At 71.1% G+C, this 14,121-nt stretch carries 11 protein-coding genes; 6 read left to right on the top strand and 5 right to left on the bottom strand.

Annotated features, from left to right (window positions below):
• Window positions 1-54: 54 nt before the first annotated feature.
• A complete protein-coding gene (locus AB0C82_RS14510) occupies window positions 55-516 on the top strand; it encodes a MaoC family dehydratase (RefSeq protein WP_362840704.1) in 462 nt (153 codons plus the stop codon).
• Here AB0C82_RS14510 and AB0C82_RS14515 read toward each other — a convergent pair.
• The 3 genes from AB0C82_RS14515 to AB0C82_RS14525 all read right to left on the bottom strand — a co-directional run bounded on the left by AB0C82_RS14515 (window position 507) and on the right by AB0C82_RS14525 (window position 2,771).
• The gene (locus AB0C82_RS14515) at window positions 507-1,127 is read right to left on the bottom strand and encodes a TetR/AcrR family transcriptional regulator (protein ID WP_362840707.1); all 621 of its coding nucleotides are present in this window, start codon (window positions 1,125-1,127) and stop codon (window positions 507-509) included. The two genes, AB0C82_RS14510 and AB0C82_RS14515, sit on opposite strands and share 10 nt — an antisense overlap.
• Before the next feature lie 73 nt (window positions 1,128-1,200).
• Window positions 1,201-1,491, bottom strand: a complete 291-nt coding sequence (locus tag AB0C82_RS14520; protein WP_185301713.1) for a YiaA/YiaB family inner membrane protein — start codon at window positions 1,489-1,491, stop codon at window positions 1,201-1,203.
• Window positions 1,492-1,601: 110 nt separating this feature from the next.
• Entirely contained in the window at window positions 1,602-2,771 is a 1,170-nt protein-coding gene (locus AB0C82_RS14525) for an acyl-CoA dehydrogenase family protein (protein ID WP_362840710.1), read from the bottom strand.
• Window positions 2,772-2,833: 62 nt separating this feature from the next.
• Between AB0C82_RS14525 and AB0C82_RS14530 the strand changes: the two genes are divergently transcribed.
• The 3 genes from AB0C82_RS14530 (at window position 2,834) to ppk2 (ending at window position 5,684) form a co-directional block, all read left to right on the top strand.
• A complete protein-coding gene (locus AB0C82_RS14530) occupies window positions 2,834-3,526 on the top strand; it encodes a TetR family transcriptional regulator (RefSeq protein WP_362840713.1) in 693 nt (230 codons plus the stop codon).
• A 147-nt stretch (window positions 3,527-3,673) separates the two neighbouring features.
• Window positions 3,674-4,663 (top strand): DMT family transporter, encoded by a 990-nt coding sequence (locus tag AB0C82_RS14535; RefSeq protein ID WP_362840716.1) that lies wholly within the window; start codon window positions 3,674-3,676, stop codon window positions 4,661-4,663.
• Entirely contained in the window at window positions 4,629-5,684 is a 1,056-nt protein-coding gene (ppk2, locus tag AB0C82_RS14540) for a polyphosphate kinase 2 (RefSeq protein WP_362840719.1), read from the top strand. Before AB0C82_RS14535 ends, ppk2 begins: the two co-directional genes overlap by 35 nt.
• Before the next feature lie 59 nt (window positions 5,685-5,743).
• Here the strand turns inward: ppk2 and AB0C82_RS14545 are convergent, their stop codons facing one another.
• Window positions 5,744-6,823 (bottom strand): Zn-dependent alcohol dehydrogenase, encoded by a 1,080-nt coding sequence (locus tag AB0C82_RS14545; RefSeq protein ID WP_362840721.1) that lies wholly within the window; start codon window positions 6,821-6,823, stop codon window positions 5,744-5,746.
• 78 nt (window positions 6,824-6,901) lie between these two features.
• Entirely contained in the window at window positions 6,902-8,296 is a 1,395-nt protein-coding gene (locus tag AB0C82_RS14550; protein ID WP_362840724.1) for an aldehyde dehydrogenase family protein, read from the bottom strand.
• A gap of 292 nt (window positions 8,297-8,588) precedes the next feature.
• On the opposite strand from AB0C82_RS14550, the gene AB0C82_RS14555 reads away from it, so the two are divergent.
• Window positions 8,589-11,147 (top strand): S8 family serine peptidase, encoded by a 2,559-nt coding sequence (locus tag AB0C82_RS14555; RefSeq protein WP_362840727.1) that lies wholly within the window; start codon window positions 8,589-8,591, stop codon window positions 11,145-11,147.
• Entirely contained in the window at window positions 11,147-14,065 is a 2,919-nt protein-coding gene (locus tag AB0C82_RS14560) for a VCBS repeat-containing protein (RefSeq protein WP_362840730.1), read from the top strand. The genes AB0C82_RS14555 and AB0C82_RS14560 overlap by 1 nt, the downstream gene beginning before the upstream one ends.
• The last annotated feature ends 56 nt before the right edge of the window (window positions 14,066-14,121 follow it).

Consider the following 14,121-nt stretch of genomic DNA (forward strand, 5'->3'; position numbering starts at 1 on the left):
TAGACATCAGGTGGCGCGTCCAGGGCACAGAGCCGGAAGGCAGGGACCAGGAACATGGCAGAGCCGAAGATCTTCACGTCCGCACAGGAGTTGCGCGACGGAGTGGGCGAGGAGCTGGGCCACAGCGAGTGGCTGGAGATCGACCAGAAGCGGATCGACCTCTTCGCCGACGCCACCGGTGACCACCAGTGGATTCACGTGGACCCCGAGCGCGCGGCGGCCGGACCCTTCGGTACGACGATCGCGCACGGTTACCTGACGCTCTCGCTCCTGCCCGCGCTCGTCCCGCAGATCATGCGCGTCGAGGGCATGAAGATGGGCATCAACTACGGCAGCAACAAGGTGCGCTTCCCCTCGACCGTCCCGGTGGGCTCACGGCTGCGCGCCACCGCCGTGCTCAAGAGCGTCGAGGAGGCGGGCGGCGGCGTGCAGGTCACGGCGGTGGTCACCATCGAGCGCGAGGGCGGGGACAAGCCGGCCTGTGTCGCCGAGTCGGTGTCCCGCTACTACTTCTGAGCCGCGACCATCCGCAGGACGAGGTCGGCGTAGAGCGCGCCGACCTCGTCGGGCGTCCGGCTGCCCTGGGCGTTGAACCAGCGCGCCACGTCGATGCAGAGGGACAGCACCGCGAGCGTGGTGCCGGGGACGTCGGGGACGTCGAACTCCCCCGCCTCGACACCTTCGGTGATGATCCGGCGCACCACGGCGTCGCTCTGCCTGCGCAGCTCGATGATCTCGGTGCGGTGCTCATCGGTGAGCGCGTCGAGTTCGTACTGCACGACGCGCGCCGTCGTGTACCGCTCGGCGTGCCACCGGACGAAGGACCGTACGGCGCCGGCGAGCCGCCGCGCCGCCGAGCCGTCACTGCCGGCCTCCGCCTCCAGGAGAGCCAGGGCCCGGTCGTGACCGATCCTGCTGATCCGGTGGAGCAGCTCTTCCTTGGTCTTGTAGTGGATGTAGAGGGCGGCCGGGCTCATGCCCGCCCGGCCGGCGATGTCACGGGTGGTCGTCGCGTGGTACCCGCGCTCGGCAAAGGCTTCGACGGCGGCGACGAGAAGTCGCCGTGCGGCCTCGGGCGTGACCTCGCTCCACGGCGTGTCGTTGCCGGTGTCCTCCGCCGTGCTCATCGTCACTCGCCCCTTCCATCGGCAGGACGCACACCATACCCCGATCCTGAGCAAGCGCTTAGGGTCTGGTGCGTCAGAGCTTCTGGAACGGGTCGTGCTCGGCGAGGATCTTCTCCAGCCGCGCCTGGTCGACCCGGCTGACCAGCTGACCCGCCTCCTGGCGGTCCCTGATGACCTTGGCCAGAGTGAAGCACGAGGTGACGAGGTAGAGGACGCCGATGGCCAGGAAGCCCCGCACCCAGCCGTCCGCGTCCAGGAAGAAGATTCCGAGGGCCACCGAACCCATCGCCACCCCGAAGGAGGCGACGGCCTGTCCGTAGAAGGCCGCGGTGCCCTGCTGCTTTACCGATGCTGTCTCACTCATGCGCCCAGTCTCGGGGGCCGCGCCGAGCGCCACATCGGTCCGGATACTCAGCCGGATACTCAGACGGCCGTTCGAGTGAGGCGCTGCCGACCGCGGAGGCTCCGGGGCGGTCAGAAGGCGGAGACGCCCGTCAGGGCGCGGCCGATGATCAGCTTCTGGATCTGGCTGGTGCCCTCGTAGAGGGTCATCACCCGGGCGTCCCTGACCAGCTTCCCCACGGGGTACTCGTCGATGTAGCCGTAACCGCCGAAGACCTGGAGGGCGTTGTTGGCCGCCCGGACCGCCGCCTCGGAGGCGAAGAGCTTGGCCGTGGACGCGGCGGTGGCGAAGTCCTGGCCGCGGTCGACGAGGTCGGCGACCCGCCAGGTCAGCATCCGGGCCGCGTCCACGTCCACGGAGATGTCGCTGATCAGTTCCTGGACCAGCTGGTAGCCCGCGATGGGCCTGCCGAACTGCTCGCGCTCACCGGCGTAGCGCACGGCCGCGTCCAGGGCGGCCTGGGCGATGCCGACACAGCCCGCGGCGACCGACATCCGGCCCTTGGCCAGCGCGCTCATGGCGATCGAGAAGCCCTTGCCCTCCGGGCCCAGGAGCGCCGAGGCGGGCACCCGGACGTCCTCCAGGACCAGCTCGGCCGTGGCCTGGCCGCGCAGGCCGAGCTTGCCGTGGATGGTGCGCCGGGTCAGCCCGGGGGTGTCGGTGGGGACGAGGAAGGCGGAGACGCCCCTGTGACCAGGGGTGTCGTCGGTGCGGGCGAAGAGGAGCACAACATCGGCCCAGGTGCCGTTGGTGATGAACATCTTGGTGCCGTTGATGACGTAGCCTCCCCCGCTCCCGGGCGCGCCTTCGTCGGCGACGGCCCGCGTCACGAGGTTCCCCGCGTCGGAGCCCGTGCCGGGCTCGGTGAGACCGAAGCAGCCGATCGCCTCGCCGGAGGTGAGGCGCGGCAGCCAGCGCCGCTTCTGCTCCTCGTCGCCCCAGGAGGCGATGGTCTTGGCGACCAGGCCGAGCGAGACGGAGACGATGCCGCGCACCGAGGAGTCGCCGCGTCCGAGCTCCTCGGTGACGAGGCAGTACGTCAGGTGGTCGCCGCCCGAGCCGCCGTACTCCTCCGGGACGGTGAGCCCGAGGAAGCCGAGGGCGCCCAGCTTCTTCACGATCGACCTGTCGACGTTCTCCGCCCGGTCCCACTCGACGACGTGCGGGGTTATCTCGCGCGCCACGAAGTCCAAGGCAAGCCGCCTGACCGCTTCCTGCTCCTCGCTCAGCTCCAGGTTCATCCTGTGCCACTCCATTTTAATTAGCACTGCTAGTTTCTGCTGGCAGCCCTACTATGTGCCGCATGGCCCGACCGCGCAAGCCCCTCCTCAGCAGAGAACGCATCATCGAAGCCGCGAGCGCCCTCGTGGACTCCGAGGGGCTCGGCGCCGTGTCCACCCGACGCCTCGCCGCGGAACTCGGCGTCAGCGGGCCCTCGCTCTACAACCACTTCCGCAACAAGGACGAGATCCTCGACGCGGTGGCCGACAGCGTCTCCGCGCAGGTCGACCTGTCGATGTTCGACGAGTCCGACCCCCGCGACTGGGCCACCGCGCTGCACGACTGGGCCGTCTCCTACCGGGCGGCCCTCGCCGCGCACCCGCACATCGTCCCCGTGCTCGCGCAGGGCCCCGGCCGCCGCCCGGCGGGCCTGCGGGTCGCCGACGCCGCCTTCGGCGGCATGGTCCGCGCGGGCTGGCCGCCCGCCCAGGCGACGTACATCGGCGCGCTGACGCGGTACTTCGTGACGGGCTCGGCCCTCGGTTCCTTCGCCCGCGGCTTCGTCGACGACGAGACGGCGTACGACCCGACCGACTATCCGCACCTGGGCCAGGCGCACCTGCTCGCCGACCGCCGGCAGCAGGTCGACGAGGGCGCCTTCGAGACCGGTCTGCGGGCGCTGCTGGACGGCCTCGCCCTCCAGTACGAACAGTTGGGTCCCGGCAGGACGGCGGCCGGGACGGGCACGGTCCGGCACCCGCCGAACAGCGGCTGACGCGTCCTGGTCCGCATGGCACGTACGGAACCCGGATCGCTAGGGGCGCGACGCCGGACGGGGAACGGGCGTCCGGCCGGACCTCTCGGTATCGGGGCGGCGACTATTCGGTAGGCGCCGCAGCGTCCGGGCCTTACCGTCGAGCCCATGACTACGACACCGACCGCGCCGCACGCCGGCCACGCCCCGTCGGCGGGTGACTGGCGCGCTCCTGCCGCGGCCTGCACCACGGTGCTGCTCTGGGCTTCCGCCTTCGTCTCCATCCGCAGCGCGGGCGAGGCGTACTCGCCCGGCGCGCTGGCGCTCGGCCGGCTGCTCGCGGGCACGCTGGTGCTGGGCGCGATCTGTCTCGTACGCCGTGAGGGGCTGCCGTCCCGGGCCGCGTGGCCCGGGATCGTCGCGTCGGGCCTGCTCTGGTTCGGGCTCTACATGGTGGCGCTCAACTGGGGCGAGCAGGAGGTCGACGCGGGGACCGCCGCGATGGTGGTCAACATCGGACCGATCCTGATCGCGCTGCTCGGTGCCCGGATGCTGCAGGAAGGACTCCCGCGCCGGCTGCTGGTGGGCATGGGGGTGTCGTTCACGGGCGCCGCGGTCGTCGGCCTCTCCATGTCGGGGAAGGGCGGATCCTCGGTGCTCGGGGTGCTGCTCTGCCTGCTCGCCGCCGTGGCGTACGCGGCGGGTGTGGTGAGCCAGAAGCCCGCCCTGCGGCACGGCACCGCCCTGCAGGTGACGACGTTCGGCTGCCTGATCGGCACGGTCGCCTGTCTGCCGTTCTCCGGCGTGCTGGTCTCCGAGGCCGCCGACGCTCCCCTGTCGGCCACCCTGAACATGGTGTACCTCGGTGTCTTCCCGACCGCGCTGGCCTTCACCACCTGGGCCTACGCCCTGGCCCGCACCACCGCGGGGCGGATGGGTGCGACGACCTACGCGGTGCCCGCGCTCGTGGTGCTCATGGCGTGGCTGTTCCTCGACGAGGTACCCGCCCTGCTGACCATCGGCGGCGGTCTGCTGTGCCTGGCCGGGGTGGCGGTCTCCCGGATGCGTCCGCAGACTGGCGTCAAGCCGACGCATCCGGCGATGCCGGTGGAAGGACCTCGTCATGACGCGGAGCGCGAGCAAGCGGAACGGCCGTAACGGCAGCGACGGCCGCAATGACAGCAACGGCAAGCGGAAGCAGGACAGGGCCGGGAAGGGCTCCTCCGAGCTGGGCCCCGAAGCCCGGGCGGCGCGGTACGGCGGCCCGTACCTCGACCACTTCCACGTCGCCGAGACCGGCGACGACGACCCCGTACTGGTGACTCCCGACGGGCACGCCAGGGACGCCTGGCGCGAGGACTATCCGTACGAGTCCAAGCTGGCCCGGCGGGACTACGAGAAGGCCAAGCGGACCCTGCAGATCGAGCTGCTGAAGCTCCAGCACTGGGTCAAGGAGCGCGACGAACGGCTGGTGATCCTCTTCGAGGGCCGTGACGCGGCGGGCAAGGGCGGCACGATCAAGCGGTTCACCGAGCACCTCAATCCCCGGGGCGCGCGGGTGGTGGCACTGGAGAAGCCCACGGAACGCGAACGGACCCAGTGGTACTTCCAGCGCTACGTGGCACATCTGCCGAGCGCGGGCGAGATCGTGCTGTTCGACCGCTCCTGGTACAACCGGGCGGGCGTCGAGCGGGTGATGGGGTTCTGCACCACCCGCGAATACCTGGAGTTCATGCACCAGGCACCCGACTTCGAGCGGATGCTCGCCCGCGACGGCATCCACCTTGTGAAGTTCTGGTTCTCGGTCTCCCGTGAGGAGCAGCGCAACCGGTTCATGATCCGGCAGATCGATCCGGTGCGCCGGTGGAAGCTGAGCCCGGTCGACCTCTCGTCACTGGACAAGTGGGACGCCTACACCGAGGCGAAGGAACTGATGCTCTTCCACACGGACACGGCGGACTCCCCGTGGACGGTGGTGAAGAGCAACGACAAGAAGCGGGCCAGGCTGGAGGCGATGCGGCACGTGCTGGACCGCTTCGACTACCCCGGCAAGGACACGTCGGCGATCGGGGTGCCGGACCCACTGATAGTGGGTCCGGCGTCCCGGCTCTTCGAGCAGGGCGAGATGGACGCCCGGCTGCTCACTCCCGGACTGGCGGCGGTTCGGGAAGGGACCTGAGCCCCGGACCGCGCCGGGCCCGCCGGGTTCGGCTCGGTCCGGGCGAGGGGCGCGGAGCCCTAGAAGATCACGAGGGCCCGGCCGCCCTTGCCCGCGATCATGTTGTCGAAGGCGGCCGGGATGCCGTCCAGGGCGATCCGTTCCGTGACCATCATCGAGAGGTCGAAACGGCCCGCGCGGATGTGGTCGGCGAGGACGGGCAGATCGCGTTCCGGGTCGCTGTTCCCGTACACGCAACCGGTCAGCGACCGGCCCCAGTGGAAGATCTCCAGCGCGTTGAAGGTCACCTCCTGGTCCTTGCCGCCGATGCCGACGACCGTGGTGCGGCCGCCGCGGCGGGTGGATTCCCAGGCGGCGCGGATGGTGGCGGGGCGGCCGACGCACTCCACCGCGACATCCGCGCCCTGGCCGCCGGTGAGACCGCGGATCGCCCTCGCCGTCCGGTCGGACGCGATGACGTAGTCCGTGGCGCCGGCCAGGCGGGCCAGCTCCTCCTTGTCCGGCGAGACGTCCACGGCGATGATCTTCGACGCGCCGGCGATCCGGGCGGCCTGGAGCACGGCGAGGCCGACGCCGCCGATCCCGTACACGACGACGCTCTCGCCCGTACGCACCCGGGCTGCGTGGTGGATCGCCCCGTAACCGGTGAGGACCGCGCAGCCCAGCAGGGCCGCGTCGGTGAGCGGGATCCCCGCCGGGGACGGCAGGACGCAGTTGGCGGCGACGACGGTCTCCTCCGCGAAGGCCGCCACGTTCAGGCCCGGGTGGAGCTCCGTGCCGTCCGCGGTGCGGGCGTGGATGTTCGCCGCGCCCTTCAGCGCGTCGGCGCAGAGCCAGACCTCGCCGATCCCGCAGTGGTAGCAGTTGCCGCAGGCGGGCGCCCAGTTGAGGACGACGTCGTCGCCGGGAGCCACGTGCGTGACGCCCTCGCCGACGGTGACGACCGTTCCGGCGCCCTCGTGGCCGAGGACGGCGGGTACGGGAAGCCGCATGGTGCCGTTGGTGAGGGACAGATCGGAGTGACAGACCCCGGCGGCGGCGAGGCGTACCCGCACCTGGCCGGGGCCGGGCTCAGGGAGTTCGATGTCGGTGATCTCCAGCGGAGCTCCGACGGCGGGCAGTACAGCGGCGCGGACCACGAACAGGCTCCTCGGTATCGGAGGGTGCGGAAGGTACGGAGGGTACGGAGGTGCGGAAGGCAGGTCGGAGGGTGCTGCTCAGAACTGCAGGGACTTGGTCTGGAGGTACTCGGCGAGGCCGTGCGGGCCCAGTTCGCGGCCCACGCCGGACTGCTTGTAGCCGCCGAAGGGGGCCAGCGGGTTGAACCTGCCGCCGTTGATGTCGACCTGCCCGGTGTCCAGCCGGCGGGCGAAGGCCACGGCCTCGGCGTCGTCGGCGGCCCAGACGGCTCCGGCGAGTCCGTACACGGTGTCGTTGGCGATGCGGAGGGCGTCGTCGACGTCCTCGTACCTCAGGATCGAGAGGACCGGGCCGAAGATCTCCTCCTGGGCGATGGTCATCTCGGTGGTGACGTCGGCGAACACGGTGGGGCTCACGTAGTAGCCCGTCGCGTGCGGCGCCTCGGGGCCGCCGGCGACGAGCCTGGCGCCCTCCTCGATGCCCTTCTCGATGTACCCCAGCACCCGCTCCTGCTGCTTGGCGTTGACGAGGGGGCCGACCCGCTCGCCGGGGACGTACTTGGCGACCGCTGCCGCGGCGAGGGCTACGGCCTCCTCGTACCGCTCTCCGTCGACGAGCATCCGGGTCCACGCGCTGCACGTCTGGCCGGAGTTGGACATCACGTTGGCGACACCCACGTTGACCGCCTTGGCGAGGTCGGCGCCGGGCAGGATCACGTTGGCCGACTTGCCGCCGAGCTCCAGGGCGACGCGCTTGACCGCGGCGCCCGCCGTCGCGCCGATGCGCCGGCCGACGGCCGTGGAGCCGGTGAACGAGACCAGGTCGACGCCCTGGTGCTCGGCGAGCGCCTGACCGGCGACCGGGCCGAGACCGGTGACCAGGTTGAAGACTCCGGCGGGCAGCCCGGCCTCCTCGGTGGCCTCGGCGAAGAGCTGGGCGGTGAGCGGAGTGTCCTCGGCGGGCTTGAGGACGACCGTGCAGCCCGCGGCGAGCGCGGGGGCCACCTTGGCGACGATCTGGTGGAGCGGGTAGTTCCAGGGGGTGATCGCGCCGACGACACCGACCGGCTCCAGCAGCACGGTGGAGTTGCCCAGCTTCTCCTCGAAGGAGTACGTCGCGGCCAGCTCGGCGTACGAACCGGCGACCATGACGGGCACTCCCGCGTGCACCGCCTGTGAGAGGGCGGGCGGGGCGCCGAGTTCGGCGGTCACGGTCTCGGCGATCTCGTCCTTCCGCGCGGCCAGGACGTCGCGCAGGGCGGCGATCCGCGCGGCGCGCTCGGCGGGCGGGGTGGCGGCCCAGGCGGGGAACGCCGCGCGTGCGGCGCGTACCGCGGCGTCGACGTCCGCCGCCGTGCCCGCCGGGACATGGCCGATGACCTGCTCGTCCGCCGGATTCACGACCGCGATCGTGTCCGGACCCTCGGCCGGGCGCCACTGGCCGCCGATGTACATCCCGTCATGGGCCTTCATGGGTTTCCTCCCGGGTTCGCTCCGCGTACCGCCGAAGTCGTCCGTGCGGCCGCCGTCCGACCCCAAACTAGCGCCGTTAGTTTTTCGGCGCCAGGGACCTGCCGGAGACGCCCGTCACTCCCGGCCCCGCCGGGCCAGGGGGCCGTTCACCGTCCGTCGGCCCCGGGGTCCGGTAATTCCCCAGTAACGGCCACCTCCTAGCGTCCCGGATCAGCCCTCCGTGTCCGGACTTCCCCCGTGGTTCCGGGCACGGACCGGGCTCCCCCGTACCACCCCATGGAGGAGCACTCCCATGCATCTGCCCCGATCCCCCCGGCGCAGAAACGCCGCGTGGGCGGCGGCCGCGATCACGGCGGCAGCCGTCCTCACCGGCACTGCCCCCGCCCTCGCCCAGCCGGCCACCGGCCCCGTCACCGGGTCCGCCACCGCGAAGGTCGACTCCGCCGTCCTCGACACCGTCGGGAACGGCGAGGAGTCGACCTTCTTCGTCACGCTCAAGGCGCGGGCGGATCTCACCGCCGCGCGTGAGAAGCGCACCCACGAGGACAAGGCGACGTCCGCCTTCTCCTCGCTGCGCAAGGAAGCGGCCCGCAGCCAGGCCTCGATCCGGTCCTACCTGGACAAGGCGAAGGTCGGCTACGAGCCCTTCTGGATCGCCAACGCCGTCAAGGTGACCGGCGACGAGCAGCTCGTCGCCGAACTCGCCGCGCGCGGTGATGTGGCGAGCATCCGCCAGGAGCGCACCTACAAGCTCGACGAGGTGGAGCAGACGGCCGTCGCCGGTGCGACGCCGAGCAGCGCCGCCGACCCCGAGTGGGGCATCAAGGACGTCAAGGCGGACCAGGTCTGGTCCCGGTACGACGACCGCGGCGAGGGCATCGTCATCGCGAACGTCGACTCGGGTGTGCAGTACGACCACCCGGCTCTGGTGGGCAACTACCGGGGCAGTCTGGGTGACGGCACCTTCAGCCACGACTACAACTGGTACGACCCCACGGGCCAGTGCGGCACCTCCGGGAACCCGTGCGACAACAACGGCCACGGCACCCACACCATGGGCACCATGGTCGGCGCCGACGGTGTCGGTGTCGCCCCCGGTGCGAAGTGGATCGCCGCCAAGGGCTGCGAGTCCAGCAGCTGCTCGGACTCCGCGCTGCTGGCCTCAGGTCAGTGGATCCTCGCGCCCACCGACCACAACGGGCTGAACCCGAAGCCGGAGCTGGCGCCCGACATCGTCAACAACTCCTGGGGCGGCGGTGACACGACCTTCTACCAGGACATCGTCGAGGCGTGGAACGCGGCCGGGATCTTCGAGGCGTTCGCCGCGGGCAACGACGGCAACGGCACGACCTGCTCGACCGCGCACGCCCCGGGCTCCCAGGCCCCGGCGTACGGTGTCGGCGCGTACGACGTGAACGGGAAGATCGCCGGGTTCTCCGGCTTCGGACCCTCGCTGGTCGACGGTTCCGCCAAGCCGAACATCTCCGCACCGGGCGTCAACATCCGCTCGACGTGGCCCGGCAGCACGTACAAGGCCATCAACGGTACGTCGATGGCGACCCCGCACGTCGCGGCGGCCGTCGCCCTGCTCTGGTCCGCCGCCCCCTCTCTCATCGGCAGGATCGACGAGACCCGGGCGATCCTGAACGACGGCGCGATCGACGTCGACGACACCCACTGCGGTGGCTCGGCCGACATGAACAACGTCTGGGGCGAGGGCAAGCTCGACATCCTCGCCTCGGTCGACTCCGCCCCGCGCAGCGCGGCCACCGTGACCGGCACGGTCACCGACAAGGCCACCGGCAAGCCGCTCTCCGGCGTGACGGTCCAGGCCCAGGCGGGCACCGCACGGCGCTCGGTGACCACGGCCGCCGACGGCACGTACCAGCTGAACCTGAACGCGGACACGTACACCCTGACCGCCACCGGTTACGGCTACGCGGCAGGCACCGTGCGGGACTTCGCCGTCTCCACCGGTGCGCACGTCACCCAGGACCTCGCGCTCGACGCCGTCCCGGTGCACGCGGTCTCCGGCACCGTCCTGGACGTCACGGGCAAGCCGCTGGCGGGCGCCACGGTGCGCTTCACCGACGCGCCTCTCGACACCGTCACCAGCGACGCGAACGGCGTCTTCCGCTTCCCCTCGGTCGCCGAGGGTTCCTACTCGCTGACGGCGACGCCCACCGCTCCCGTCCTGTGCAACGGGGTCTTCGGCACCACCGTCGCGGTCGACGGCGACGAGACGGTCAGGGCGGCTCTGCCGAACCGCGCCGACGGCGCCGGCAACAGCTGCGCCCCTGCCGCGTACTCCTGGATCAGCGGCAGCAGCAAGGTCGCGCTCAGCGGCGACGAGGACGCGAGGACGATCGCGCTGCCGTTCCCGGTGAAGCTGTACGGAGTCCCGTACTCCAGCGCCTCGATCACCACCAACGGCCTGATCAACTTCCTCGCGCCGCGGCTCGGCGACTACGAGAACACGGCGCTCCCCTCGGCCGGCAAGCCGGACGGCACGGTCGCGGTCTTCTGGGACGACCTGGTCCTGGACAAGAAGTCCAGCGTGCAGACGGCGGTCTCGGGCAGCATCGGCAGCCGCACCTTCGCGGTCGTCTGGAACAACGCCTCCTTCTCCGGCAACACCTCGGCCCGTATCTCCTTCGAGGCCGTCTTCGACGAGGCCACCGGCTCCGTCACCCTCCAGTACCAGGGCCTCGCCGCCACCTCGCCGGAGAACGGCGCGAGCGCGACCGTCGGCATCGAGAACCAGGCCGGCACCGACGCCCTCCAGTACTCCTTCGACGAGCCGGTCCTCAAGGACCGGTCCGCCATCCGCATCGCGCAGGGGACCAAGTGATGAGAAGCAACTCCCGGCGGGCACTCCGGCTCGCCTCCGCGCTGGTCGCGGCCGGTCTGGCGCTGAGCGCCGCCCCGCCCGCGCTGGCCGCCGACGACGGCAACGGTCTGCTCGTCCTCACCGACAGCCAGGCCGAACAGTTGGAGGCCCACGCCCAGCTGAACGCCTACGCGGACGCCGACCGCGAGACGATCGACCCGCAGGGCGCGACCGCCGGCCCGGCCACCGACGCCGCGCAGGAGGGCTCGGGCTCGCACCTCGACGCCGGAACCGACGCCGCTGTCACCATCTCGCCCAAGTCGACGCTGGAGGGTGTGCGCGGGCTGGCCGCCACGGCTCCCGTCGGCCGCGACGGCGACTACTTCACCCTGCACAGCCTCGGCAGTGTCCAGCGCAGCAAGGCCGACGGCACCGCCCTGTGGCGGCGCGACAACGCCTCGCTCTACGCGGACTGGGGCGTCAAGAACTCCCGTCCCTGGCAGACCGAGCCGTACCCGGCGCGCATCGTGATGGGCTACAACGCCGTGAGCCCGTTCACGCCCGCCTCCGACCAGGGCTACGTGACCGGCGACCTGACCGGCGACGGCGTGGACGACGTGGTGTTCTCGGCGAGCGTGGGCGTGGCCCCGTACCGCCCCTTCACCTCTCCCGGCTCCACGCTGGCCAACGGCACGTTCGTCACGGTCCTCGACGGGAAGACCGGCCGGACGCTCTGGTCGAAGCTGTACGCGTACGCCTACAACGTGAAGCTCGTCGGCAGGACGCTGGTCGTCGCGGACGCGCCGTACTACAACCTCAACTCCCCGGCGGCCTCCACCGCCACACTGTCGGGCACCCGCTTCTCGTACGCCGACGGGAAGCTGACGCCTTCCGCCACCTGGTCGTACGACACGGGTCTGCGCGCCGGTACGGCCTGGGGCTCCCTGGAGGACCTCGGCGGCGGGCTCGTCGCGGCCTCGTACAACGTGCGCAAGACGTCCGCGACCGCGGTGAGCCGGGCCCGCACCCTCGTGTTCGACACCGAGGACGGCTCCGTGAAGTGGGAGGCGGACACCTCTCTCTACTCGCGCCAGCTGCACCTGGACTCCGCACGAGGGAGGCTCGTCGCCCTGGAGCAGTCCGACCCCACCGACGGCATGAAGTACGAGCTGGCCTCCTACTCCCTGGCCGAGGGGAAGCGCACAACGCTCGACACCCGGATCAACGCCGTACCCACCGACATGACGATCGGTGAGCTCGGGGGCGACCGGAAGCCCGAGTACGTGGTCAGCGAGTCGACGCTCAGCCCGACGCTGTGGATCAACGCCAACACGGTGCGGGTCGTCGACGGCACGGACCCCGGCAGCGTGCGGTGGTCCTCGACCGTGAAGCGCGACGCGGGGAACGGCCACGACGGGCCGAGCGTCTGGAACCTGGAGGTCGTCGACGGGAGTCTGGTGACGTCGGCCCAGGACGACGCCGCGATGGACAGCGCGAGCAACCCCGGGGCGGGGCGCTACGGCTCCCTCACCGTGTTCTCCGGCAACGGGGAGGTGCGCTGGCAGGTGAAGGGCCTCGGTGCCTCGCCGCTGTTCAGCCAGGTCTACGGCGACTCGGCCGGAAAGCATGTGCGCACGGTCGACCAGGACCAGAACGTCCGCACCTACGCGTTCGGCAACGGCAAGCAGCAGAGGATCGTGCCGCTCCAGGGCGACCTGTCCTCCGCGCAGTCGGCCGACATCGACGGCGACAAGAAGAAGGACCTCGTCGTCGGCGGCAAGTCCAACGGCGTGTGGGCCTACTCGGGTCCCTCCCTGACCGCGGGCAAGCCCAAGCTGCTGTGGAAGGCCACCGCGGCGGGGCAGGTGCACCGGATCGAGAAGGGTGACGTCAACGGCGACGGCCACGACGACTTCGTGGTGGCCGCCGACAGCGCGGTCTCCGTCTTCGACGGGCTCTCCGGCAGGACCCTCGCCCATATCGACGGCGAAGGACAGTTCGTCCGGTCCGTGACGGCCGCCGATCTCGACGGCGACAGGCGCGCCGACATCCTGGTGCCGACGGACAAGCTGCGGGCCTATCGCGGCGACGGCTCGGCGCTGTGGACGTACGCGGCTCCCGGGAGCGCCGGGTCCGTGGTGTTCGCGGACACGGCTGTCGGCGAGGGGCGCGTCTACGCGCAGTACTCCAGTGCCGGCTCGCTCGGCATGGAGGCGCCCGCGGCCGACGGCGTGGCCCTTGACGCGGCGAAGGGCACCGTGCGCTGGACGGCGGGCCCGAAGGCCCCGGCCGCGAGCGTGGACGGCAAGGTGTACGGGGCCGCTCTGAACCGGAGCGTCTTCACCTCGCCGGAGATCCCTTACGCCGACGGTCACGCCGTCGTCTACACGTGGCTCGCGACGACCTCCACCACCGCGTCCGGCACTCCGGACGCCGGCACCCTGCGTGCCGTTGTGGAGATCCGCGACAGCCGCACGGGTGAGGTCCTCCACCAGGCCACCGCCGGTGGCCCCTGGGGCGTCGGGAACTACTTCACCGGACCCGAGGGGCTGATGCTCGCGGGCACGGCCAGCATGCGGACTTTCGCCGCCGGCGGTCAGGACTACACCACCTTCACACTGCCGACGGTGGAGACCGGCGGCTTCCTCACCGGGCCCGGCGGACGTCGCCTGCTCGTCGGGGGCGCCCAGAGCGGTGTATTCCTCTGGGAGCCGGCCGTGCTGACGGCAGGCACGAACTACCCGGCGAGCATCGGCTCCAACACCTACACGGGAGCCAGGGAGTACTTCTCCGGCGACCTGGACGGTGACGGCGTCGACGAGGTCGTGAATCTCGGTTTCGACGAGACCGGTTTCGACCGGACGACCGAGCTCCTCGGCGGCCGGTACCTGAACCAGTTCACCGCCCTCTCCCAGATGACGGTGAACACGCTCTCCTGATCCGGCTCACCCCGCCGAAGGCCCTCGGACTCCTTCCTGTCCGGGGGCTTTCGGCC

It is taken from the genome of Streptomyces sp. NPDC048560 (assembly GCF_040650955.1).
GTDB lineage: Bacteria > Actinomycetota > Actinomycetes > Streptomycetales > Streptomycetaceae > Streptomyces.

Excerpts from the sequence above, each read along its gene's own strand:
- AB0C82_RS14510 (WP_362840704.1), top strand. The coding sequence starts at position 55 with ATGGCAGAGCCGAAGATCTTCACGTCCGCACAGGAGTTGCGCGACGGA.
- AB0C82_RS14515 (WP_362840707.1), bottom strand. The coding sequence starts at position 1,127 with ATGAGCACGGCGGAGGACACCGGCAACGACACGCCGTGGAGCGAGGTC.
- AB0C82_RS14520 (WP_185301713.1), bottom strand. The coding sequence starts at position 1,491 with ATGAGTGAGACAGCATCGGTAAAGCAGCAGGGCACCGCGGCCTTCTAC.
- AB0C82_RS14525 (WP_362840710.1), bottom strand. The coding sequence starts at position 2,771 with ATGAACCTGGAGCTGAGCGAGGAGCAGGAAGCGGTCAGGCGGCTTGCC.
- AB0C82_RS14530 (WP_362840713.1), top strand. The coding sequence starts at position 2,834 with ATGGCCCGACCGCGCAAGCCCCTCCTCAGCAGAGAACGCATCATCGAA.
- AB0C82_RS14535 (WP_362840716.1), top strand. The coding sequence starts at position 3,674 with ATGACTACGACACCGACCGCGCCGCACGCCGGCCACGCCCCGTCGGCG.
- ppk2 (WP_362840719.1), top strand. The coding sequence starts at position 4,629 with ATGACGCGGAGCGCGAGCAAGCGGAACGGCCGTAACGGCAGCGACGGC.
- AB0C82_RS14550 (WP_362840724.1), bottom strand. The coding sequence starts at position 8,296 with ATGAAGGCCCATGACGGGATGTACATCGGCGGCCAGTGGCGCCCGGCC.
- AB0C82_RS14555 (WP_362840727.1), top strand. The coding sequence starts at position 8,589 with ATGCATCTGCCCCGATCCCCCCGGCGCAGAAACGCCGCGTGGGCGGCG.
- AB0C82_RS14560 (WP_362840730.1), top strand. The coding sequence starts at position 11,147 with ATGAGAAGCAACTCCCGGCGGGCACTCCGGCTCGCCTCCGCGCTGGTC.